The sequence below is a fragment of the Pseudoduganella flava genome, assembly GCF_007830495.1.
GTDB lineage: Bacteria > Pseudomonadota > Gammaproteobacteria > Burkholderiales > Burkholderiaceae_D > Rugamonas > Rugamonas flava.
The window spans coordinates 251,761-274,700 of the sequence record NZ_VLKW01000006.1; the positions used below are offsets into that span (position 1 = coordinate 251,761).

18 protein-coding genes and 1 tRNA gene are annotated in these 22,940 nt (G+C 62.6%); 10 read left to right on the top strand and 9 right to left on the bottom strand.

Going from position 1 to position 22,940, the window contains the following annotated elements; all coding sequences use genetic code 11:
• Positions 1–277: 277 nt before the first annotated feature.
• Positions 278–1,717, bottom strand: coding sequence for a DUF8370 family protein (locus IP92_RS17130; protein WP_145877150.1), 1,440 nt, complete (start codon positions 1,715–1,717; stop codon positions 278–280).
• 182 nt (positions 1,718–1,899) lie between these two features.
• On the opposite strand from IP92_RS17130, the gene IP92_RS17135 reads away from it, so the two are divergent.
• The 3 genes from IP92_RS17135 (at position 1,900) to IP92_RS17145 (ending at position 5,966) form a co-directional block, all read left to right on the top strand.
• Positions 1,900–2,268, top strand: a complete 369-nt coding sequence (locus IP92_RS17135; protein ID WP_145877152.1) for a nucleotide pyrophosphohydrolase — start codon at positions 1,900–1,902, stop codon at positions 2,266–2,268.
• Positions 2,269–2,270: 2 nt separating this feature from the next.
• Positions 2,271–4,175, top strand: a complete 1,905-nt coding sequence (locus IP92_RS17140; protein WP_145877154.1) for a DNA/RNA helicase domain-containing protein — start codon at positions 2,271–2,273, stop codon at positions 4,173–4,175.
• Between the two features lie 276 nt (positions 4,176–4,451).
• A complete protein-coding gene (locus tag IP92_RS17145) occupies positions 4,452–5,966 on the top strand; it encodes an anti-phage protein (RefSeq protein WP_145877157.1) in 1,515 nt (504 codons plus the stop codon).
• Between the two features lie 280 nt (positions 5,967–6,246).
• On the opposite strand, the gene IP92_RS17150 is transcribed toward IP92_RS17145, so the two are convergent.
• Entirely contained in the window at positions 6,247–7,227 is a 981-nt protein-coding gene (locus IP92_RS17150; protein WP_145877159.1) for a site-specific integrase, read from the bottom strand.
• A 77-nt stretch (positions 7,228–7,304) separates the two neighbouring features.
• Here IP92_RS17150 and IP92_RS17155 point away from each other — a divergent pair.
• The 7 genes from IP92_RS17155 (at position 7,305) to IP92_RS17185 (ending at position 16,448) form a co-directional block, all read left to right on the top strand.
• Positions 7,305–7,373, top strand: a tRNA-Arg gene (locus tag IP92_RS17155).
• A gap of 475 nt (positions 7,374–7,848) precedes the next feature.
• Positions 7,849–9,138, top strand: coding sequence for a nucleotide sugar dehydrogenase (locus IP92_RS17160; protein WP_145877162.1), 1,290 nt, complete (start codon positions 7,849–7,851; stop codon positions 9,136–9,138).
• A 12-nt stretch (positions 9,139–9,150) separates the two neighbouring features.
• Positions 9,151–10,209, top strand: coding sequence for an SDR family oxidoreductase (locus IP92_RS17165; RefSeq protein WP_145877164.1), 1,059 nt, complete (start codon positions 9,151–9,153; stop codon positions 10,207–10,209).
• 145 nt (positions 10,210–10,354) lie between these two features.
• Positions 10,355–11,758 carry a TIGR03013 family XrtA/PEP-CTERM system glycosyltransferase gene (locus IP92_RS17170; RefSeq protein WP_145877166.1) on the top strand — a complete coding sequence of 468 codons (1,404 nt, stop codon included), beginning with the start codon at positions 10,355–10,357 and terminating at the stop codon, positions 11,756–11,758.
• Positions 11,759–11,790: 32 nt separating this feature from the next.
• Positions 11,791–13,818 carry an XrtA/PEP-CTERM system histidine kinase PrsK gene (gene prsK, locus IP92_RS17175; RefSeq protein ID WP_145877168.1) on the top strand — a complete coding sequence of 676 codons (2,028 nt, stop codon included), beginning with the start codon at positions 11,791–11,793 and terminating at the stop codon, positions 13,816–13,818.
• A 27-nt stretch (positions 13,819–13,845) separates the two neighbouring features.
• Entirely contained in the window at positions 13,846–15,216 is a 1,371-nt protein-coding gene (gene prsR, locus IP92_RS17180) for a PEP-CTERM-box response regulator transcription factor (protein WP_145877170.1), read from the top strand.
• A 17-nt stretch (positions 15,217–15,233) separates the two neighbouring features.
• On the top strand, positions 15,234–16,448 hold the full coding sequence (locus tag IP92_RS17185; RefSeq protein ID WP_145877172.1) for a VanZ family protein: 1,215 nt from the start codon (positions 15,234–15,236) through the stop codon (positions 16,446–16,448).
• 12 nt (positions 16,449–16,460) lie between these two features.
• Here IP92_RS17185 and IP92_RS17190 read toward each other — a convergent pair whose 3' ends face one another.
• Genes IP92_RS17190 through IP92_RS17220 form a run of 7 tightly spaced genes read right to left on the bottom strand, consistent with a single transcriptional unit; the run spans position 16,461 to position 22,765 of the window.
• On the bottom strand, positions 16,461–17,168 hold the full coding sequence (locus IP92_RS17190; RefSeq protein WP_145877174.1) for a tetratricopeptide repeat protein: 708 nt from the start codon (positions 17,166–17,168) through the stop codon (positions 16,461–16,463).
• Entirely contained in the window at positions 17,162–18,439 is a 1,278-nt protein-coding gene (locus IP92_RS17195) for a glycosyltransferase (protein ID WP_145877176.1), read from the bottom strand. Before IP92_RS17195 ends, IP92_RS17190 begins: the two co-directional genes overlap by 7 nt.
• Complete coding sequence (locus IP92_RS17200; protein WP_145877178.1) at positions 18,436–19,323, bottom strand: hydrolase 1, exosortase A system-associated; 888 nt, start codon at positions 19,321–19,323, stop codon at positions 18,436–18,438. The genes IP92_RS17195 and IP92_RS17200 overlap by 4 nt, the downstream gene beginning before the upstream one ends.
• A complete protein-coding gene (locus IP92_RS17205; protein ID WP_145877180.1) occupies positions 19,313–20,164 on the bottom strand; it encodes a hydrolase 2, exosortase A system-associated in 852 nt (283 codons plus the stop codon). Before IP92_RS17205 ends, IP92_RS17200 begins: the two co-directional genes overlap by 11 nt.
• A gap of 1 nt (position 20,165) precedes the next feature.
• On the bottom strand, positions 20,166–20,417 hold the full coding sequence (locus tag IP92_RS17210; protein WP_145877182.1) for an acyl carrier protein: 252 nt from the start codon (positions 20,415–20,417) through the stop codon (positions 20,166–20,168).
• A 3-nt stretch (positions 20,418–20,420) separates the two neighbouring features.
• Entirely contained in the window at positions 20,421–21,524 is a 1,104-nt protein-coding gene (locus tag IP92_RS17215; RefSeq protein ID WP_145877184.1) for a GNAT family N-acetyltransferase, read from the bottom strand.
• Positions 21,521–22,765, bottom strand: coding sequence for an aminotransferase class I/II-fold pyridoxal phosphate-dependent enzyme (locus IP92_RS17220; RefSeq protein ID WP_145877186.1), 1,245 nt, complete (start codon positions 22,763–22,765; stop codon positions 21,521–21,523). Before IP92_RS17220 ends, IP92_RS17215 begins: the two co-directional genes overlap by 4 nt.
• Between the last annotated feature and the right edge of the window lie 175 nt (positions 22,766–22,940).

Genomic DNA, 22,940 nt, shown 5'->3' on the forward strand with positions numbered 1-22,940 from the left:
AAGTCCTGACTGAAGGTCTGCAGGCACAAGAAAAAGGACGGCTTCATCACGCAGTCCTCGGACTCCGCCGCTGGATCGACGTTCCGGAAGATTAGGTCGCAGAACGGCGTGACGTCGCTACGACGCGCTTCGCTTCAGCACCATGTGCCGCAAGGTCAGCATTGGAATGTACGAAATCATCTTTAGCAATGGTTGAGAACACGCGGAAGCGGCTAGCGGCAACTTCGACTTGCAACAATGCCCCCACTGATCTGCTCGTGCATATGACAATCAGCGGTTACTCGCGCTTGCTTGCCGAAGCCCTCTGCATGCCATTGACGTACGCGATGTGCGAAGCGTGGCCATGCTCCTCGATGAACCCTATCCGTAGCTGTTGAATGCCATCAAGCTTTCTCCCCATACGGCCGACATCAACTAGCAGAAAAAACGCCCGGTCCGTATCCTCGCCTTTCTTATAAAATTCCAACTGCTTCTCATAACCGTGTACGACGTCGGGATTGGTCGATAGCTTGATCTCCACTACCACCTTGGAGGCGAAGCCGTTCGAGACCTTGAAATCGACTGGGCCGTTCCCGGAATCTGCCTCCGGAGTAAGGTCTAGGTCGTTTGCCTTGCAGTGGGCATAGGCGATGGCATAGAACAGTCGCTGGCTCGCCTTCTCCTTTCGAGGTTTCCCTTCTTCGGTCCACAGTTCTTTCCACAGCCCCTTGTTCTCCACCAGGTCCCGGAACTGCTCCACAATTTTCCCGACGATTTCCTCGACCGCGTCAACATCCAGCTTCCGCTTCGCGTATTTCGCGAGATCGAAAGGGAACTGGTTCGGTATAGTTTCCAGGAGGCGCGTCCAGAACGCTTCGCCATTCCTGTCACCTGCGAAGTCGTAAGGCTTCGGATCGACCTCCCTGAGCATTTCCAGCAAGTCCTTGAACGCCTTCTCGCTTCTGAGCGCGGCGTCCTTCATCTGGGCCTTCTTAGCCTTGGTCATGTTTGCCCATATCTCGCCAACGCTTCCGTTCACTCGCTCCCGGAGCGCGTCGTTTTCCGCCACCACCCGCGCGATGTCACTCCAATCGGCAGCGATGGGCAGCGCACGCACGATGTCCCTCGGGACCAGCACCAATGGGTCTCCCGAACAGGGGTTACAGATCAAGTTCATGTGTATGCCACCGATGACGTAGGCCTTCCTAGGCATTTTCAGGCTGGCGTTAACCCTGTCGGTGAATGCGATTAGGCTTTTCAGGATTATGTTGGTCGTCATGTCGCTGATGCGGTCAGGCCCTATGCCTTCCTCAAACAGCGCTAGTGCCATGAATAGGTCAACGTCATCCACCCCGAGCCCGACGATCTGGGACGCCGTGTCCAGCGTCGTCGCGACCAGGTCCTTGCCGAACCCGGAGCCTTTTACCGAAGTTCCGTAGCCAAGGCAGGTCCAGCTGACCTCGGAGAACTTAAAGAGGCGTTCGGCCCCCTTCCAAGCTGCGTCGCCCTTTTGCTTTGAGCCAGCCAAGAGCCTGATAATTGTGCGAAACCGCTGCGTGTATTCACCTATTGCTCCATCATGTATCTCTGGATGCTTGCTGTAAGTCAGCAGCATGGGATCAATGAACAGGAGCGTGTCCGTGGCCAGCAGCACGTTCACGACGTCGAACTCCGCCAGGACCTCTTCCGACAGGTTAAATTGGCTGCTAATTGTGGCGGGGTTTGTTATCTTGCCCATTATTTTCCTATGTAGTCATGATAAAAGACACCATGCCGCCTGTGGTGCAAGGTAAATTCTTGCGGGAAATTGACTATAATGAAGCATACGGCTGGGCAGAGGGCCTGTCCACTCACATCTTATAGCTGACGGCTTCGGAAACCTATCGTATGCAGTGGACATTTACTATCAAGGAGCAGGCTATGCATCCCAGAATCCCCGACCTCGAGGCACTTAGTGCCATGCTGCATGAGTTTGTCGTCGAGCGCGAATGGGGCCAGTTCCATACACCAAAGAACCTAGCCACGGCGCTGAGCGTAGAAGCGGCGGAGTTGTTGGAGCCGTTCCAGTGGCTTTCCACGGGAGACGGGAGTGAGCTCACTGAAAGCGCAAGGGCGGCGGTGCGCTTGGAGATGGGAGACGTGCTGGCATACCTGCTTTTGCTGGCGGACAGGATGGGCGTGGATCTATACGAGGCACTGGCGGAAAAAATAGCGATCAACGCCAAGAAATATCCTGTCGATAAAGCTCGCGGCCGTTCAGAAAAGTACACCGCCTACGAGGGAAAGTAAGCATGCGCATATACGCGAACCACGCCAAGCATTTCATAGAGGACTGCGAGCGGAACCAGATCACCGAGAAGCTGCGATTGGGGTTCGAATCGGCACATGGCTATACCCCGGGGCCGAGCGAGATCCAATCGTGGAGGAACTCGCTCCGGGCGCTGGCGATGGTGCTGGGCCGGGCCGGCCTTGTGGATCAGGGCATCCTTCTTGAGTACAAGCTGCCGCAGACGTCCAAGAGGATCGACTGCGTCCTCTGCGGCTTTTCTGAAGCCGGCAAAGCGGCGGCAGTAATCCTAGAGCTCAAGCAATGGGAGACCTGTAAAGAGGCAGAAGGGCCCAACGAGGTAATCTCGTTCGTAGGCGGAAGGGAACGCGAGCAGCTCCACCCCTCCGAGCAGGCGCGCCGGTACGCGCAGTACCTGGAAGACTCCCACGAGGCGTTCTACGCAGACGCCCCACCACTGCATGCAATTCCGTGCGCCTATCTCCACAATTACCTGACGGTCCCGAACGATCCACTCAAGCGCGCGAAATTCACGGAGCTTCTCGCGGCATCGCCGCTGTTCACCTCCGACGATGTGGACGCCTTCGTGGAGTTCATCCGGCGTCATGTGGGCCACGGCGACGGGTTGACGGTGCTGGGCCGCATTGAGCAATCACGATACCGGCCGAGCAAGAAACTTATGGAGCACGTCGCGGGCGTCATAGCCAATGACAGCTCGTACTTGCTGCTCGACGAGCAGCAAGTAGCCTTCGACAGCGTTTTTACAGCGCTTAAAAACGGTGTCCACAACCGGACCAAACAGGTCATCATAGTTAAGGGCGGCCCTGGGACGGGCAAATCCGTCATCGCCATGAACCTCGCGGCGGCTTTGCTTAGGAACAGCTACTCAGCCCACTACGTGACAGGCTCCAAGGCCTTTACGGAAACGCTGCGGAAAATCATCGGCACGCGCGGCGCCGACCTCTTTACGTACTCAAACAACTACATGCAGTCGCCGCCGGACGCGGTGGACGTCCTGATCACAGACGAGGCACACCGGATCCGCGAAGTAAGCAGCAATAGGTTCACTCCAGCTTCCAAGAAGACAGGGATGAGTCAATTAGAGGAGCTCATCCGTGCCTGCCGCGTGAGCGTATTCCTGATAGACGACGCCCAGGTGGTGAGGCCGGGCGAGATCGGTTCTGCCGACTACATACGTGCCCAGGCGCAGAGGCTTGGCTGCACGGTCCAGGAGTACGAACTCGCCGCACAATTCAGGTGCAACGGCTCCGAACGGTTCGTCAGGTGGATTTCTGCCAGCCTTGGCCTAAACGGAGCTCCGCCGGAAGACTCGCTTGGCGACGAGTTCGATTTCCGAATTTTCCCTTCGCCCGCCAAACTCGAGCTCGCGATTCTTGAAAAAGCCGCCAGCGGCCATTCGGCAAGGATGTTAGCTGGGTACTGCTGGCCGTGGTCCAATCCCAATGACGACGGTACTTTGCCGAACGACGTAGTCGTCGGGGAGTTCGCGCGCCCTTGGAATGCCAAACCCGACGCGGGCCGTCTCGCGCCTGGGATTCCAAAGTCAAACCTGTGGGCGTATCAGCCCGGAGGAATCGGTCAGGTCGGTTGCGTATATACGGCACAGGGCTTCGAATTCGACTATGTGGGGGTGATCTTCGGGAACGATCTCAGATACGACTCGACTACTGGCATTTGGCTGGCCGACAAGACGAAAAATTTCGACGGGACGGTGAAGCGTTCCGGAGTTTCCCTCGTTCGTCTTCTCCAGAATACCTACCGTGTATTGCTTTCCAGAGGAATCAAGGGCTGCTACGTCTGTTTCCTGGACGAGGACACGGAGGCATATTTCAAATCGCGGCTTGAGACGTTCGCTGGACACGATTGCAGCCATATTAAGAGCGCCTAACAAAACCTGGCGCTTGTCCTAGGGGGCAAAAACCACGATCGTCGACGACCTGCTGGAGATCGCGCGCGCCATCTCCGGCAAGATCTCCTAGAGCACCGGCCCCTCGATCCGGCCGGACTGGTCGAAGCTGCCTCATCACCTTCGGGGCCGCAGGCCATTTCGATCGCCAATGAGTTGCGCCAGGAACCTGAGTTATCGTGCCACTTAGTATGATTTTTCGAGCCAATTGCGCCAGAATACAAAAATTTATATGGGCATCAAAAACGAGGAAACTGAATGACAATAGAATTCAACGACTTTACTCAAGGGTTAGGCCTTGATAGATACCCGTTCTCCGTGTTTACCGCTGAGGAGGAAAGGGAATTCCTTCGTGTAGCATTTGTCCGACCGATCGCCTATTCACCAGCGATTCAAGCTGCTAGGGAAGGTAAAAACATTTTCCTTTATGGGGAACGCGGAACGGGTAAGACTGCGCTCTTATTCGAACTCGTAAGTGAACGTTCAAAAACGGCAAAGGTCGCTCAGGTCTCGAACTTTTCGGATCTTCCGCTAGTTCCTGGACGTGCTGACATTTATGGACTTTATGTCTCTACTTTAACGGATCTTCTGTTTAAAAAGCTATTGCCACAAATGTCAAATGTGGTGTTTGACCGGCCTAAATTGGATCGCGATGACAAAGTTCTGGTTTCCTATCTTTTGAAGAACCACACAAGTACATTATCCCGTGCAGCTCTCCGCGAAGACTTACGCAAAATTCAACATGGGCGCTTCAAACGCGGAGCCGCATTGGTTTTCAACTTTTTCCGCGGTGTCGCGAACCAAGCAGCGAATACCGGAGTTGACATCGCAAGTCACACTATTCGTCAGTCCCTCGGTCTACCTGACCCTTCTGAAAACGAAGCTAGCAGTGCAAAGGACTACTTTGAGCGAATCGAGCTTGCAGTCGATTCTGACTTCGACGACGGTAAAGCCAACACACTGCTGTTAAAGAAAACGGTTGAACTTTGTCATAAGCTCGGTGTAAAACCGATAACTCTTGTCCTCGACCGCATTGACGAAGATTCACGACTGAAAAATGATTCGGCAGTCATTGCAAATTTTTTAAGGCCATTTTTAGTAGAAAATGAAATCTTCTATGGAAATGACTTACAATTCATTTTTTCTATCTGGAGCATCCCGTTCCAGAACGTTAAATCGGATTTCCGGGCGAATAAGTTCTGTGTTGAACAAGTTCATTGGCGTGACCACGAACTCATCAATGTTCTCGACAAGAGGCTCCAACTTCATTCCAACGATAAGGTCACTTCTTACAGCCAGCTCTTCGGAGATCCAACGTTCTTCAAGAACAACCTGCTACCACTTGCGAACGCCAATCCCCGCGATTTGTGGCAGCTCATGAACCAAGTGCTGAGAGAACAATATCAGCTAGATCCTACAGTTAAAAAGGTATCGACCGAGGCGATGCAAGCTGGCATGAAGTCTTTTGTTAAGAACTTTAGCTACTATGAATATTATCCCCGCAAGATTGATGCACGAGCTAACAGTTTGGATGTTTATTCATACATATCTCATTTGCGTAAGTTGCAAGACTGTCAATTTACGATCAACAGTCTAGCAACTGCTGCTGGGACGGGAGGTTCTACAGGAAATTATGTGGTCGGTATGGAAGGCATTGGGCTGGTTCGCAAGTGCGAGGATAAGGGGCCAAATGGCGCTACCCTCTACGAAGTTAAAGATCCTAAGGTAAGGTTCGCAATTATGAATCGAATTGATATTCGTCGCGACGCCTAGCGCGTCCAGACGGGCGGCGACAAATTGCCACGCCAATCACAACGGGAATTTATTTTGATATAGGGTCATCCCAAGGGAATAGTTCGCTTTGCATGGCAATCGAAGCCTGCACCTGGACCCTTGGATTCGCCGGAAGGTCACGCAGATCTGAATACTCTGGGCTGCCACCTTGATCGACAGCCGTGCCAGGATACCCTCATGTGTCGTCCAGCGCCGAGGCCCTGGCTGGTTACTGCCTTGACGCTTGGCAGCATGCGTGACGTCGCTGCATTCTTCATTGTTACCCGAGTTTTTTTGCCAGATCTTCTGCCCGCAGATGGGTGTAGCGTTTCAGCATGTCGAGAGTTTTGTGGCCGGTGATCGCTGCTACTTCCATGACATTAAGGCCTTTTTCGAACAGTCGGCTTGTGGCTTCATGACGAAGGTCATGAAAGCGTACACCAGCTATGTTGGCGCGGTGCACTTCGCATGCACGCTCGAATGCCTGGCTCATCGATTCTGGTCGAAGCGCAAAGACAGAACCTTCCTTTTTGACGCCGAATTCCTTAAGCGCTTTGATAGCTGTTTTTGAAAGGGGTACGGTGCGGGGTACATCCGTTTTAGTCTTGGGAAGGTGCACTGTTTGTTTTTCCAAGTCAATTTCTTCCCATTTTAGGGACGCCAGCTCGTTTCTGCGCATGCCGGTTTCGACTGCAATTCTAATGATGGTGCGCAGCTCTGAGGACTCGGTAGCACCAAGAATCGCGACAATTTCATTCTCGGGGACGCGTCGGTCTCGGCCGCGAGGTTTGATGGGTTTCCGAACCTGCGCTGTTGGTAATCCGCCTGGCAGAGAGATACCCCAATCCATCGAAGCAGTTTTCAATACACGGTTCAGCAGGTTGAGTTCATGAATGACCGACTGAGGCCCTACGACTTTCAAGCGGCGGTCGCGGAACTGGGCCACCTGCGATGAAGTAAGGCTCGCCATGCGGTAGTCACCGAAAGCGTTGGTCAATGTCTTGAGCCGGGATTTATCGGATTGCTCGCTGCGCTTCGTTGGCAGCACTTCAGTTTCAAAGCGATTCAGCACGTCCTTGATGAGTGTTGCCTCGGCCTCGTTCCGTGACACGAACACCCCCCGGACCATTTCTGATTCAATGACCGTCGCCCACTTTTCAGCTGCAACTAGTGAAGTGAAAGTCTTAGTCTGGGTCGGATAGCCACGCTTACGGATTTGCACGTGGTACTGCTTGTCGCCTTTTTTGCGGATCGTTGGCATAGGAGTCTGCTGCAAGTACGGAAAGTAGCAGTGTGCCAAATTTGTGCCAATAAATGGGAGTTATCTACGTGCGCCTAGCTACTGTTGAGGCTATTTTTGGCCTCCGAAGCCAAGGGTCGCTGGTTCGATCCCAGCCAGCCGCACCACTTCCCGGCGCACGCTTGACGTACCGCCACATTTTCCCCCGCTTTTCTCGTTTTTTCCCGGGTTGTTCCCGCTCCAGTCCAGCCGCTTCGCGCAGCGATTGCGCTCGCCCCGGCCATTACGCGGCCAATTGCTTTCATTCACGTAGCGCGATGCGTCGTCGCAACAGTTGCCATATTTAACTGCCTTTTCGACAATTTGGTGACACTTGAGGTCGCTGCTGGGGGTAAGCTGTGAAGTCCCAGCAACCCCAACTATCCGTCCAAACCTTGCGCCAGCGCGGGGAAACGGACGAGTAACGGCGGTAGGATCGCGTCATACAGTTTCAGAAACTTTTAGTCAACAGCCGGTTGTGGCTTCGGTCGCGACAGTGTTGTTTGCGTTCTACGGTGGCAGGCCGATCCAAGATTGAAGAAATGAAATTTTTGCTATACAGTTAGCATAAATACAAATCGTAATTCTCGAACGGAACCCGATATGGAACACGATCATGTTGTTGCAGTGGTGGGGTTGGGGTATGTGGGATTGCCGCTGGCCGTAGAGTTCGGAAAGAAATGGACGACAGTCGGTTTCGATCTGTCCGAGGCGAAAGTCGAGAATTACAAGCGCTTCGTCGACCCCACCGGTGAAGTGGCGTCGGACGATCTGCGTGCCGCGCACAAGCTCACGGTGACGACCGACCCGGCCATGCTGGCGCAAGCCGACTACATCGTCGTCGCCGTGCCCACCCCCGTCGACATCGCCCACAATCCTGACTTCGGCCCGCTGGTCGGCGCGTCGACCAGCGTGGGCAAGCACATGAAACGCGGTGCGATCGTCGTCTACGAATCGACCGTGTACCCCGGCGCCACCGAGGAAGTGTGCGTGCCGATCCTGGAGCGCCACTCCGGCCTGAAATGGCGCGACGATTTCCACATCGGCTTCTCGCCGGAGCGCATCAACCCTGGCGACAAGCAGCACACGCTGACGAACATCCTGAAGGTCGTCTCCGGCGACGACGCGCCTACGCTGGAAGCGATCGCGCAGCTGTACGAATCGGTCGTCACGGCGGGCGTCTACCGCGCATCCAGCGTCAAGGTCGCGGAGGCGGCGAAAGTCATCGAGAACACGCAGCGCGACCTGAACATCGCGCTGATGAACGAGCTGGCGATCATCTTCGACAAGATCGGCATCGACACGCTCGAAGTGCTGCAGGCCGCCGGCACGAAGTGGAACTTCCTGCCGTTCCGCCCGGGCCTCGTCGGCGGCCACTGCATCGGCGTCGATCCTTACTACCTGACGCACAAGGCCGAGATGATCGGCTACCACCCGCAGGTGATCCTGGCGGGCCGGCGCATCAACGACGGCATGGCGAAGTTCGTGGCCGAGAAAACGGTCAAGGAAATGATCGCGGCCGGCTCGCACGTGAAGGGTGCGAAGGTGAACGTGCTGGGCCTGACGTTCAAGGAAAACTGCCCGGACCTGCGCAATTCGAAAGTCGCGGACGTCGTCTTCGAGCTGCGCTCGTACGGCCTGGACGTGCACGTGTACGACCCGGTCGCCGATGCGGACGATGCGATGCACGAATACGGCATCAAGCTGGAAAGCTGGGACAGCCTGCCGCAGGCCGACGCGCTGGTGGCGGCCGTGTCGCACAAGGAGCTGCTCGGCCTGTCGCTGACGGACTTCACGGCGAAGCTGAACGACGGCGGCTGCTTCATCGACGTGAAGTCGCAGTTCAACATGGCTGGTTTGCGCGAAGCGGGCTACTCCGTCTGGCGCCTGTAACGGCACCGCGCTGTGAGCAAGTTCGACGACGTGACGGAGCACCTGCGCGGCCGGCAATACCGCTGGCTGGTGACGGGTGCTGCCGGCTTCATCGGCTCCAACCTCGTGCAGGCGCTGCTGGCGCTCGGGCAGCGGGTGACGGGCCTGGACAATTTCGCCACCGGCTATCGGCACAACCTGGACCAGGTGCGCGCCATCGTCGGCGCGCAGGCCTGGGCCGATTTCCAGTTCATCGAAGGCGACATCCGCGATGCGGCAACCTGCGCGCGCGCCTGCGAGGGCGTCGACTTCGTGCTGCACGAGGCGGCGCTGGGCTCCGTCTCGCGCTCGATCGAAGACCCGCAGCGTACCCACGACACCAATGTGAACGGCTTCGTCAACATGCTGCTGGCGGCGCGCGACGCGCGCGTGCGGCGCTTTGTCTACGCGGCGTCGAGCTCCACCTACGGCGACCACCCCGGCCTGCCGAAGGTCGAGGACCAGATCGGCAAGCCGCTGTCGCCGTATGCCGTCACGAAATACGTCAACGAACTGTATGCGGACGTGTTCGCGCGCTGCTACGGCATCGAGACGATCGGGCTGCGCTACTTCAACGTGTTCGGCCCGCGGCAGGACCCGCAAGGCGCGTACGCCGCCGTGATCCCGCAGTGGGTGGCGGCGATGGTGGCAGACAAGCCCGTGACCATCAATGGCGACGGTGAAACGAGCCGCGATTTCTGCTTCATCGACAACGTCGTGCAGGCCAATGTGCTGGCCGCGCTGGCGCCAGCCGGTGCCGCCAACCAGGTCTACAACGTGGCGCTGAACGAGCGCACCAGCTTGAACCAGCTGTACCAGATGATGCGTGCGCTGCTGCTGCCGCGCTTTCCGCATCTGCAGGACAAACAACCGCAGTACAAGGACTTCAGGGCCGGCGACGTGCGCCATTCGCAGGCCGATATCACCAGGGCGCGCGAATTGCTGGGTTACGCGCCGACGCACCGCATCGACGCCGGGCTCAGGGAAGCAATGGATTGGTACGTGCAGCACCTGGCATCCGCCAGCCAGTGTGCTGGGTCACAAGCTCGTTGAACAATGAATTTGACGCGATCGTCTCCGTATTGGGGCGATTCTCGTCGGATTCATTGAACGAATCCGTGATTCAGCACACGACCAGTTCCGAGAAGCCGCGTTCGACGGCAAGGAAATAAAACTAGGTGTGCCCTGGGGGGTAAAAATGTTGAGAATCTCGAATCACTACATATCCAAGGTAGTGTTCAGCCTGCTGTTCCTGGAAGTTCTGATACTTATCGGATCGTTCTATGCGGGTGCCGGCTTGCGGTTCTTCGATGGCGACGAGTTCGTGCTGCCGAAGCTCGATCACTTCTTCATGTCCGCGTGCGTGTTCGCGGCCGCCATCGTGTTCTCGATGAGCGCACTGGGCATGTACCAAGTGAACGTCAACGAGGGCTTGCGTAACCCGTTCTTCCTGCAGCTGATGCCGTCGTTCGCGATGGGCTTCTGCATCCTGACGCTGGTGTTCTACGTGGCGCCCGACCTGTACTTCGGCCGCGGCATCCTGCTGCTGGTGTTCTGCATCGCCGGCACCGGCATCGTGCTGGCGCGGGTCGTGTTCCTGAAGACGGCCGAACTGTCGATCCTCGAATCGCGCATCCTGTTCATCGGCTGCGGCCAGCTGGCCAAGGAATGCGGCGAATTGGCGGCGCGCTCGATGACCTATCACAAGTACCACGTGGCCGGTTACGTCGCGGTGCCGTCCGAGGACGTCGCAGTGCCGCAGGACAGCCTGCTGCAGGTGGCGGACGGACGCTCGCTCGTGCAACTGGCGCAGCAGCACCGTGTCAGCGAGATCGTCGTGTCGGTGCAGAACCGGCGGGGCGGCACGTTCCCGATCAAGGAACTGCTCGACTGCAAGCTGTACGGCATCAGCGTCACCGACTCGACCACGTTCTTCGAGCGCGAGACGTGCCAGATCCGCGTCGACTCCGTCCAGCCCAGCTGGCTCGTGTTCGGCGGCGGCTTCGACCAGGGCTGGGTGCGCACCTTCATGAAGCGCAGCTTCGACGTGGTCGTGAGCCTGCTGCTGCTGGTCGTGTCGCTGCCGGTGATGCTGCTGACGGCGCTGGCGATCTACATCGAGGACCGCGCACCGATCTTCTACTCGCAGGAGCGGGTGGGCAAGGACGGCCAGGTATTCCGCGTGCTGAAGTTCCGCAGCATGTACACGAATGCGGAGCAGGGCGGCCAGCCGCAGTGGGCGGCCAAGAACGACCCGCGCATCACGTACGTCGGCAACATCATCCGCAAGCTGCGGATCGACGAGCTGCCGCAGATCCTCAACGTGCTGAAGGGGCAGATGAGCTTTGTCGGCCCCCGTCCGGAGCGGCCGTATTTCGTCGGCCAGCTGACCGAGCGCGTGCCGTACTACAACGTCCGGCACAGCATCAAGCCAGGCATCACCGGCTGGGCCCAGGTGCGCTACGGCTATGGCGACTCCGTCGAGGACGCGGTGCAGAAGCTGCAATACGACCTGTACTACGTGAAGAACAACAGCCTGCTGCTGGACGTGCTGGTGCTGATCGACACGTTCAAGGTCGTCATGTTCCGGGGAGGCCGCTGAGCGGCATTGCCGCACGGTCGCGCGAGGTCACGATGCCGGTCAGTACCGCCTCCTTCAGTTACGCCAGCGCCGCGCTGGCGTTCGCCTTGTTGTGCGTGCCGTTGTTGACGCGCTGGCGCGGCCGCCCCCATACCCGCCTGCTGGCTGCCGCCTGCGCTGCGATGGTGCTGTGGAGCGGCGCGATGATCGCGCTTGCCGCCGGGGTTCTGTCCGCACTGCCGGCCGAGTTGCTGGAACTGGCGCGCGGCGCCGCATGGACGGCCGTGCTGTTCGCGATGCTTGGCCTGCGGCCCGCCGGGACGATCGTGCGCTTCAGCGCCGGCCTGTACGTGGCGCTGCTCGCGCTGGTCATTGCCGAACCGGCGCTGCCGCATCACGTGGGCTTCCAGCTTGCCGTCGCCGGCCGCATGGGCGCCGCGGTGCTCGGCATGCTGCTGATCGAGCAGTTGTACCGCAACGCCGGCACGCAGGGCCGCTGGGCCATCAAATTCGCCTGCCTGGGCATCGGCGGCATCTTCGCGTACGACTTCTACATGTACAGCGACATGCTGCTGTTCCGCGAACTGAATCCCGAACTGTGGGCGGCGCGCGGCGTCGTCAATGCGCTGACCGCGCCGCTGCTGGCGCTGGCGCTGCTGCGCAGTGCATCGTGGTCCAGCCACTTCGCCGTGTCGCGCCGCATGCTGTTCCACTCCGCGGCGCTGATCGGCTCCGCCGTCTACCTGCTGGCGATGAGTTCAGCGGCCTACTACCTGCGTTTCGTCGGCGGCGAGTGGGGTTCGTTGATGCAGCTGGCGTTCCTGTTCGGCGCCTCGATGCTGCTGGCGGGCGTGCTGTTTTCCGGCAGCTTCCGCGCGTGGCTGAAGGTCTTCATCAGCAAGCACTTCTACCGCTACAACTACGACTACCGCGAGGAGTGGCTGAGCTTTACGCGCACGCTGTCGCACCCCGGCCCCGGCCTGGGCGAACGGACGATCCAGGCGCTGGCCGCGCTGGTCGAAAGCCCGGGCGGCGCGCTGTGGCTGCGCCGCGGCAGCCGTTGCGAGCCGGCCGCGCAGTGGCAAACGGCGCCGGCCGCCGCCTGCGAGCCGGCCGATTCGCCATTCTGCACGTTTATCGAGCGCAGGCAGTGGGTGGTCGACCTGGGCGAACAGGCCCCGCCGGATGCGCAACTGCCCGCGCAACTGCCTGCATGGCTGCATGCCTTCCCCCGTGCGTGGCTCGTCGTGCCATTGATCCTGCACGGCCGCCTGCTCGGGTTCACGGTGCTGCAGCGCCCGCGCAGCGCCGTCGCGCTGAACTGGGAGGTGCTGGACTTGCTGAAGGTGGCCGGAACCCAGGCGGCCAGCTACCTCGCGCAGCAGGAGGCCGACACCGCGCTGATGCTGGCGCGCCAGTTCGATTCGTTCAACCGGCTGTCGACGTTCGTCGTGCACGACCTGAAAAACCTCGTCGCGCAGTTGTCGCTGCTGACAGCCAACGCCGAGAAGCACCGCGACAACCCCGAGTTCCAGCGCGACATGCAGGATACGGTAAGCTACTCCGTGCAAAAGATGAAACTGATGCTGCAGAAGCTGTCGCGCTCGGCCACGCCGGAACATGCGCGGCCGCTGGCCGTCGACCAGGTGCTGACGCAGGCGGTGGCGCTGAAGTCCGCATTCGAACCGCGGCCGACGCTGCAGGTGGACCAGGCGGGATTGCTGGTGCTGGCCGATGCGGAGCGGCTCGAACGCGTGCTGGGGCACCTGATCCAGAACGCGATCGAGGCGACGCCGAAGGATGGCAAGGTGGCGGTGCGGCTGAATGGCAGTGCCGACGCCGTGTGCATCGAGATCGCCGACACGGGGCAGGGCATGAGCGCGGAATTTGTCCGTGAGCGCCTGTTCAAGCCGTTCGACTCGACGAAGTCGGCCGGCATGGGCATCGGCGCCTTCGAGAGCCGGGAATACATCCACGAGCTGGGCGGCCGGCTGGATGTACGCAGCGAACCGCTGCACGGCACCACGTTCACGGTCAGCCTGCCGCTGTACCGTGCCGACGCGATCAGCCAGGCCGCCTGACGTGGACGGGACACTGGAGACACTGTTGTGACGCAATCGAAACCGAAGCTGTTGATCATCGAGGACGACCCCGGCCTGCAAAAGCAGCTGCGCTGGAGCCTCGATGCCTACGATGTCGTCGTGGCCGGCGACCGCGAGGCTGCGCTGGCGCAGCTGCGCCGGCACGAGCCGGCCGTCGTGACAATGGACCTGGGCCTGCCGCCCGATCCGGACGGCGCCACCGAAGGCCTGGCCACGCTCGAGCAGATGCTGGCGCTGGCGCCGGACACGAAAGTGATCGTCCTGACCGGCAACCAGGACCGCACGCATGCGGTGAATGCGATCGCGATGGGTGCCTACGACTTCCACCAGAAGCCGTGCGAGCCGGAGCTGCTGGGCCTCGTGATCCAGCGCGCGTTCGTGCTGCACGGCCTGCAGCTGGAGCACCGCCGGCTGCAGCAGAACCAGGCCGACTCGCCGCTGTCGGGCGTCATCAGCCGCGACCCGGCGATGATGAAGGTGTGCCGCAACATCGAAAAGGTGGCGCCCAGTTCCGCCACCGTGATGGTGCTGGGCGAGAGCGGCACGGGCAAGGAAGTGCTGGCGCGCGCGCTGCACCAGCTGTCGCCGCGCGCGAAAGAACGCTTCATGGCGATCAACTGCGCGGCCATTCCCGAGACGCTGCTGGAATCCGAGTTGTTCGGCTACGAGAAGGGCGCGTTCACGGGCGCCGTCAAGCAGACCAAGGGCAAGGTGGAACTGGCCAACGGCGGCACGTTCTTCCTCGACGAGGTGGGCGACTTGCCGATGCCGCTGCAGGCCAAGCTGCTGCGCTTCCTGCAAGAGCGCGTGATCGAACGGGTCGGCGGCCACGAGGAGATCGCCGTCGACGTGCGCATCGTCTGCGCGACGCACCAGAACCTGAAGGCGCTGGCCGCCACCGGCAAGTTCCGCGAAGACCTGTATTACCGGCTGTCCGAGATCGTGCTGACGATCCCGCCGCTGCGCGAGCGCAATGGCGATGCCGTGTTGCTGGCCCAGCACTTCAAGAACCGCTACTGCGTCCAGGAAGGCCGCGCCACGCTGCACTTCGCGCCGGATGCGCTGGCGCAGATCGCCCGCCACACATGGCCGGGCAACGTGCGCGAGATGGAGAACTGCATCAAGCGCGCCGTCATCATGAGCGATGGTCCGGCGATCACGGCGGAAGACCTGGGACTCGGGCTGGGGCCCGTCGAGGACGAGCCGTTGAATCTGCGCCAAGTGCGCGACGAGGCCGAGTACAAGGCGATCGTGAAGGCGCTAGCGCGGGTGGACGGCAATATCGTCAAGGCGTCCGAACTGCTCGGTATCAGCCGCCCTACGCTGTACGACCTGATGGAACGCCACGCGATCCGCCCGGCCGCGCTGCCCGCGTGACGGCGAGCTGGCGGCCGATGGGTGTCCTGCTGCTGGTGTATGCGGCGCTGCTGGCCTACGGCAGCTGGTACCCGTTCGCCTGGGGCGAGCCGGAACACCCGCTGTTCACGTTCCTGCACGCGTGGCCCAGCCACCTGGACAAGGGCGACATCATCCAGAACGTGCTCGTCTACATGCCGTTCGGCCTGTTGATGGTGGCGTGGCGGGGCCGGCGCGAGCCGTTCGCCGTCGCGCTGCTGCTGGCGGCGCTGTGCGGCACCGCGCTCAGCTTCGGCATCGAGACGGTCCAGCAATACCTGCCGGCGCGCGTGCCGTCGCTGGTCGACGTGGCGATGAACTTTGCCGGCAGCGTCATCGGCGCGCTGCTGGGCGCACTGGTCAGCCGCCACACCAGCCCCGGTGCGCAGTTGCTGCGGTTGCGCGATGCGTGGTTCCGTCCCGGTCCGCTCGCCAGCACGGGCCTCGTCGTGATCGGGCTGTGGTTCCTGGCGCAGACGAGTCCTCTGGTGCCGTCGCTCGATATCGCCCAGCTGCGCGGTGCGCTCGGCTACCTGTATCGCTCGGTGACGACGCCGTCCTCCGCCAGCGCCGGCAAGTTCGCCACGCTGTGGTGCTACCAGGCCGGCATCGGCATCCTGCTGTGCAGCCTGCTCAACCCGGGCCGGCCCGCATTGCGCGCCTATGCGCTACTGACGGCATTCGTCTGCATGGCCAAGCTACTCGTCGTCGGCCGCGTGCTGTCTCTGGAACTGATCGCGGCCGCGGTGCTGGCGCTGCCGGTGCTGGCGCTGTTGCGTGCCTTGCCGCCGCGCGTGCTGGCTGCTTGCGGCGTCGTGCTGCTGGCGATGGGGCTGGCGATCTACGAGTCGCTGCCCGGCGAGGCGGCCGTGCTGTACCGGACGGGGTTCAACTGGATTCCGTTCGAGGGGCAGATGCACGACCTGTCCGGCCTGGAAAACATCCTGGAATTCCTGTGGCCGACGATGGCGATGGCCTGCCTGGCGCGGCAGGCGGTGCCGTTCCACCGCCAGGATGCCTGCGCGGTGCTGGGCACCGTGTCCGTGGCGCTGGGGCTATTCCTGCTGGAGTGGCTGCAGCAGTCGGTGCCCGGCCGCTATGGCGACATCACGCAGGTGATGCTCGCGTGTGCCGGCTGGATCGTGCCGTGGTGCGTGCCGTTGCGTGCCGCGGGCGATGCCCGCGCTGTGGGTCAGGTGGCGCGCAGCCGCTAGGCGAGCAGCGCATCACTGCGCCGCGGCGGGCTCCTTCGTTTCGGCCGTGCCTTCCTCGTCCAGATTGTCCGCGCCAGTCGGCAGCGGTTCGACCTTGCCATCCCACTTGCCGGCGTTGACGAGCATGTTGCGCAAGCCGTCGAACGGGAAGTTGTGCTGGTAGGCTTTCTTCGCGTGCTGCACCGCCAGGTCGTATCGCTTGGCGCGGAAGTAGGCGATGCCGAGGTTGTAGTTGACTGACGGGTTGTCAGGCACCAGCTCGGCCGCCTTCTTCAACAGCGGCATCGCGCGCTCTTCCTGGCCCAGCTTGTAGACGTACTGTCCGTAGGCCGCCCACGCCATGCCGTCGTCCGGCTTGAAGCGCACGGCGCGCTCGAAGTAGCACTCGACGGGATACTTGGCGCCAACCAGCTGCGTCACCTTCGTGCGCATCGCCACGGTGGCCATCGTCGTCAGCGCCTTCACGTGGTTCGGGAATGCGCGCAGCGTGTAGTCGAGGTCACCGCCCACGGTGCCGGTGTTGCCGCGCACGCCGGCAGCTACTTCCTCGGTGTAGTGGGCCGACTCGACGAGGTGCAGCGCATCCGGCGGCGGTTCGCGGTAATCGTACGGCCCGAAGCCGTTCGTCAGGTCGCCGCAATACGGCTTTGCGAAAGCGGCGCCGGCACACAGCAGCAGCGCTGCGGCGAGCAGGCGGGAAATGGGTTTTGGCGTCAGCATGCTTCACTCGTTCCTTTCACCTGGGCGTTCGGCACGGTGACCGTCACCTGGTCCAGCAGCCGCGCCAGTTCAGCCGTGCGGGCCCGGCGCGAGTTGGCGGCCACCGCTTCGTCGGATGCCAGCGGGGCATGGCCTGCCTCGGCCAGCGCGAGGAAGCGCAGCAGCGCGTCCTTGATACCCGCCTTGTCGTCCAAGGGCCCGATGGTGTCGATGCCGGCGTGGCGCAGCGCGGCGGCCGTGTCGCCGGTGGCGTCCGTCAGCGCGAGCACGGGACGGCGCGCCCGCAGGTACTCGTACAGCTTGGCCGGGATCTGGTGGTTGCAGTTGGTGGCCTGCAGCACCAGCAGGCCATCGGCACCGAGCATTTCCGCCAGCGCGTCGCGGTAGGCGATGTGCGGCGCGAGGGTGACGATGTCGGCAATGCCATGCCGCTCGATCAGCGGTCGCAGGAAGTCGTCGTGCGCGGTGGCGCGCAGCACCACGCGCAGGCGCTCGGCCGTCACGCTGCCGTCACGCTTCAGGTCCGCCAGCGCTTCGAAGAACGGCCCCGGATCGCGTTCGGACGGGTAGACGATGCCGCTGTGGATCAGCGTGAAGGGCCCGGGCGTCGCGACCTTTTGCAATGCCGCGGCGTTGGCGAAGTTCTCCTCGTCGTAGCCATTCTCGATCAGCGCGAAGCGGCTCACTGGAATGTCGGGGAAGCGCTTCGTGTACGTGACGATGGCACCCGGGGTCGTGCACACGGCCAGCGTGCAGTGGCGGATCGTCTGTTCCTCGATCCACCGGTAGAGGCGGCGCGTCAGCGGATCGGCGGGGTAGTCGACGTCCGTCATCGGGTCGCGCAGGTCGGCGATCCACGGCAGCCCCGTCAGCCGGTGCAGCGCCAGGCCGATCAGCTTCGCGCTGGCGATCGGGTAGGTGGTCCAGATCACCTGCGGCTTGTAATTGCGGATCATCCGCAGGCCGGCGGGGATGGCGCCCAGGCACCAAGACACCCAGCGGTCCGGCAGCGCCATCCAGCCCACGTACCGGCCGCGCAGCGACAGGTGGCGCGACGTATCGAGCGCGAACGCGCGGTGCACGATCGCCTCGCGAGGAATCTCGTCCAGCTGATCCGGCCCGCTGTTCGCATAGGCGCGCGGATGCGCCGACAGCACCAGCGGTTGCCAGCCGTGCTGCGGCAGGTACTGCGAGAACTTCAGCGTGCGCTGGATGCCGCTGCTGCCGCGCATCGGCGGGTAGTGGTAGGCGACCACCAGCACGCGGTTCATGCGCCGGCTCCGTCGCGCACCTCGCCATGCACCCATTCCGCCGTCCACCTGGCCACCTGGTCGCGCCATTCGCGGCGGGAGAACGTGTGATCCGCCGCGGCCAGCGTGCGGCGCTGCACCCGGGGCGCCGCCAGCAGCTTACGCCACTGGCGCGATGCCTTCACCATGTCGAGGAACTCCTGCGCCGTCAGGTCGGCGCCGCTGATGATCAAAAGGATGGGGCCATCGAAACCCTTCCAGCCCGCCAGCATGCGTTCGTGCAGCCCCGGCGACGGGGATGGGGCGTCGGGCGCGGTGGCCGCAGCCGGCTTGTCGCGCGACGTGCGCAGCAGGCCCGCGAACGAGCGCAGCGCCTTGCCGAATTCGAACTGACCGCCGGCGATCTTCTTCCACAGCGCCGGCTGCAGCAGCCGCGCCGCGTAGTAGTGCTTCAGCGTGGCACGCGCCAGGCCGTCGGCCGTGCGGGCCCATGGATTGAGCAGCACGAGGCCCGCCACGCGGCGGTCGTGCCGCGCGTAGAACAGCGCGGCACTGGCGGCATCGCACAGGCCCCACAGCACCACTTCCCGCAGGCCCGGCACCGCCGCCATGAAACGGTCGATGGCGGCGCGCAGGTCCGCATCGACGTCTTCGAAATTGCGCTGCGCGCCGCCGCTGTCGCCCATGCCGCGGTAGTCGAAGCGCATGGCAGGGATGCCCTGGTCGGCCAGCGCCCGCGCCAGCAACGCGAATTGGCGATGGCTGCCGACGCGGTATTGCGGACCGCCGACGACGATCAGCACGCCGCGCCGCGCCACGGGACGCGCCGGATCGGCCGGGCTGAGGATGGCGGTCAGCCAGTCGCCCGCGCAGGGGAAGGTCAGCGCTTGTTCGTCAGGCCGCATGGCAGGCAGCGGCCAGATGCCGCAACGTAGCGTCGAGCAGCGCGGGGCACTCCTCGATTTCCTGCGTGGCCCAGAACTGCGGCCCGGCGACGACGTGCGTCGCGACGGTTGCGCCGGCGGCGCGCCAGCCATCGGTGACGCGGGCGGCGGCAGGCGACAGCGGCCGGCCGCTGTCGGCGGCCACTTCGTACCAATGGACGGGGCATGCGGGCGCCGGCAGCCGCGTGCCGTCGCAGCCGTCGATGGCCGCTGCCAGCGCGGGATCGAGCCGGTAGCCTGCGATCTCCAGCGCCTCGCCGGCGGCAAGCGCATGGCGCAGCGCGGCCGTGCCATTGCCGGCCGCACCGTCCGTCAACATCTGGCTGGCGACCTTCAGGCGCAGGAACTGCGTGAGGCATTGCGCGCCGCTGGTGATGGGTTGCCACAGCAGCAGCGCCGGTACGTCGACGGTCGCGGCAACGTCCAGCGCCAGCAGTGCGCCCAGGCGCAGGCCCCACAGGCCGGGGCGGCGGCCGCACTGGCGCTCCAGCCATTGCAGGCCGCGCAGCACGTCGTCGCGCCAGGTCTCCCAGCGCGCATCGCCGAAATCGCCGGCGCTGTCGCCGCAGCCGTACAGGTCCAGTTGCAGCACCGCGTGGCCTTGTGCGGCCAGTGCGCGGGCCAGCAACGCGGCCATGCGGCGCGACTTGTTCATCTCCTCCGCGAAAGGATGCAGGTACAGCCACGCGCCGGCGCATTGGCCGGCCGGGGCGTGAGCCGGAGCATGATACAAGCAGAAGCGCGCCGCCGCCCCGCCGTCCAGGAAGAACGGTTGCGGAGGAGGAGCGGCGGTCGCGTGCATGTCAGGCGGTCATCTTGTGCTTCACGAACGCGGCCAGGCTGCCCAGCGTTGCAAAGGTTTCGGCGCTGATCTCGTCGTCGTCGACGGCAAAGCCGAACTGCTCTTCCAGCGCGCCGATCAGCTGGACGACGGCCATCGAATCGAGTTCCGGGATGCTGCCGAGGAGGGCGGAATGCTCGTCCAGCGCCGCGCCGGTGGCGGGCGGCAGGGAGAGAACGTCGATGACAATCTGCTTTACTTCGTCGAAAACCATGTATTACTCCGTTGTTGGGGTTTGCTGCCGCGCGGCTGCTGGCGCAGCGGCAGGAGCGGCGAACCTGCCGCGCAACCGCTGTATCAGGGCGGACCGCTCGCCGGCCGCGGCATGCAGCTGGCGCAGTACCGGCCAGCGGTAATGGTTGACATGGTACATGGTCCGGATTTCGTCGGTCCAGCGCGTATGCCATTCCATCACTTTGCCGTAGAACTCCAGGCGTTCGTACTGTTTTTCGTCAAACAGCCGCTGGCAGCATTCCTCCCGCATCAACAACGTCGGCGACAGGCTCGCCGGTACCGTTTCGTCATAAGTCGTTTTCAGCACGATCAGCGCGCCGCCACCCTCGATGCACAGGTCCATCGCGACCAGTTGCGCGTCGAACCAGTAGCGATACACGGCGGCCTGGCCACGCCGCGCGAACGCTTCCAGCATCGCCGTATAGAAGCGGCCCTGCGCATTGTCGGGGTGGATCGCGGTACCCAGCTGCGCCTTCCAGCCGGCGCTCTCGAGCCGGCCGTAATCGGCCACCGCCGCGGCCATCTGTTCGGGCAGCCGGTCGATCTGCATGCGCGTGGCGACGCCTTCCTTCTGCAGCCTGGCGCGCTGCTTTTTCAGGTTGCTGCGCAGGTTCTTGCCGCGCGCATTCCAGTAGTCGTCGAAACTGCCCTGGATCGGCACGTGGGCGGTGCGGATGTAGTCGACGGTGCGCAGCGCCGGCCCATCGGCGGGGCGCGGCTCCAGGTACGGGTCGCGCTGCGTGAGGCCGACCATCAGCGCGAGCCGGGGCAGCTTGCGCGTGAGCCCCGGCAGCAGCGCATCGAGCGGCACGTGGGGGCGGTGCAGCCACATGCCGACCGGTGCCTGCGACGGCTGCAGCACTTCCCATACGCCGCGCCCGCGCGGTACCAGCACGCCCATTGCGACGACTTCGCCGCCGCTCCCCTGGCACACGGCCAGCCTGCCGCGCGGGTCGCCGAATTCCGCCAGCAGCGGTTCGACGAACTCCGGCTCCAGCAGCGGCGAACGGGCCGTCGCCCCATTTAGCGCACGCCACGCGGCGGCGTGACCGGCAAACGCGCCGGCCGGATGCAGTTGCCATTTCATCGCACACCTCCATTGGCGGACGCACGCACCTGGGCGATCATCCAGTCGATCTCGCCGTCGCGCAGCTCCTGGTGGCAGGGGAATTGCAGCACGCGGCGCGACAGGTCCACACTGTGCTCGCACACGGTCGCGTCGACGCCGGGCCACAGATATTCGCCGAAGCGGATCACGGGCACGCCCGCCTGCTTGAGCTGGCGGAACAGCACGTGCGGCTCGTCGCACAGCAGCGGGAACACCCACGGGTAGACGCCGTCCGGCAGCGTCGCGAACAGGGGCCGGCAGCCCGGCAGCGCGGCCAACGCGTCGTACAGCCGGCGCCAGTTGCGGCGGCGCAGCTCGCCCATGCGCCGCCGCGACACCACCCGCAGCATTAGCCGCGAATACAGCGACGAGCGCTTCGTCAGCCAGGCCGGATCGAATCCGAAGCCGCCGTCCGACGATCCCGGCGCCAGCGCGGGCGCGGCGCCGTGCCGGTGTGCCTTGATCACGCCCCACAGCGCGTTCTTCGCCGCCATCGGCAACGCCAGCAACGCCCGCAGCAGCGGCAGGCGGCCGTAGTCGAAGCCGTTTTCGATGGAGTTCAGGAGTACCTTCGTCTCGAAGCCGGCGCCGGCCGACTGCAGCGCCACGCCATCGAGCCGGTGCCGCGCCGACACGAGGCAGCCGCCTTCGTAGACGGGAAAGAATTTCATGCTACTGGCGATCGCATAATCGCCGTAGGAACCAAGCGGCTTGCCGGCGTGCTCGCCGAGGAACGAGTGCGCGCAATCCTCCAGCAGGTACAGGCCCCGTTCGTCGCAGAACGCGCGCAGTGCCGGCAGCGGTTGGTGGAAGCCGTAGTAGTTCGTGGCCATCAGCGCCTTCACGTGCGGCGTGGCGGCGGCCTTCGCGGCGATGTCGTCGAGGTCGACGGTGGTGTCGGGGCGGATGCGGTAGAACAGCGGCGTCGCGCCGGCCCACACGACGGGCTCGATCATCGATGCGCAGTGGTAGGACGGCACCAGCACGACGTCGCCGGGGCCCACGCCCATTTCACGCAGGGCCAGCGCGATCGCGACGCGGCCGCTGGTAACGAAGCGCACCTGCCCGGCATCGAGGATCGATGGCGCGGGCGGGCCGCCGGCACGCAGGAACGAGGCCAGCGACAGCGCGGGTGCCACGGGCACGCGGGAACGGGGATAGTCGGCGGGGGATGGCACGGCCGCTGGCGGCTTCACATCAGAAATGCTGATCTTTCCCATATCGTCTCGCTGAGCCAATTTCCGGGACATAACTTTGCGGCACGCCACATGATACATCAAGGCATTGCTAAAAATTTATGTTAGTTGTTGTTTTTGAAGCAAGCGGCGAGGAATTTTTCCGACAATTCTTGGGAAAAAGCAGTAAGTAACAGATTGTAAAATGTTAATATCTGCG

Coding starts and splice junctions, on each gene's coding strand:
- IP92_RS17170 (WP_145877166.1), top strand. CDS start 10,355: ATGTTGAGAATCTCGAATCACTACATATCCAAGGTAGTGTTCAGCCTG.
- IP92_RS17150 (WP_145877159.1), bottom strand. CDS start 7,227: ATGCCAACGATCCGCAAAAAAGGCGACAAGCAGTACCACGTGCAAATC.
- prsK (WP_145877168.1), top strand. CDS start 11,791: ATGCCGGTCAGTACCGCCTCCTTCAGTTACGCCAGCGCCGCGCTGGCG.
- IP92_RS17185 (WP_145877172.1), top strand. CDS start 15,234: ATGGGTGTCCTGCTGCTGGTGTATGCGGCGCTGCTGGCCTACGGCAGC.
- IP92_RS17195 (WP_145877176.1), bottom strand. CDS start 18,439: ATGAACCGCGTGCTGGTGGTCGCCTACCACTACCCGCCGATGCGCGGC.
- IP92_RS17190 (WP_145877174.1), bottom strand. CDS start 17,168: ATGCTGACGCCAAAACCCATTTCCCGCCTGCTCGCCGCAGCGCTGCTG.
- IP92_RS17145 (WP_145877157.1), top strand. CDS start 4,452: ATGACAATAGAATTCAACGACTTTACTCAAGGGTTAGGCCTTGATAGA.
- IP92_RS17200 (WP_145877178.1), bottom strand. CDS start 19,323: ATGCGGCCTGACGAACAAGCGCTGACCTTCCCCTGCGCGGGCGACTGG.
- IP92_RS17130 (WP_145877150.1), bottom strand. CDS start 1,717: ATGGGCAAGATAACAAACCCCGCCACAATTAGCAGCCAATTTAACCTG.
- IP92_RS17210 (WP_145877182.1), bottom strand. CDS start 20,417: ATGGTTTTCGACGAAGTAAAGCAGATTGTCATCGACGTTCTCTCCCTG.
- IP92_RS17135 (WP_145877152.1), top strand. CDS start 1,900: ATGCATCCCAGAATCCCCGACCTCGAGGCACTTAGTGCCATGCTGCAT.
- IP92_RS17140 (WP_145877154.1), top strand. CDS start 2,271: ATGCGCATATACGCGAACCACGCCAAGCATTTCATAGAGGACTGCGAG.
- IP92_RS17160 (WP_145877162.1), top strand. CDS start 7,849: ATGGAACACGATCATGTTGTTGCAGTGGTGGGGTTGGGGTATGTGGGA.
- IP92_RS17205 (WP_145877180.1), bottom strand. CDS start 20,164: ATGCACGCGACCGCCGCTCCTCCTCCGCAACCGTTCTTCCTGGACGGC.
- IP92_RS17220 (WP_145877186.1), bottom strand. CDS start 22,765: ATGGGAAAGATCAGCATTTCTGATGTGAAGCCGCCAGCGGCCGTGCCA.
- IP92_RS17215 (WP_145877184.1), bottom strand. CDS start 21,524: ATGAAATGGCAACTGCATCCGGCCGGCGCGTTTGCCGGTCACGCCGCC.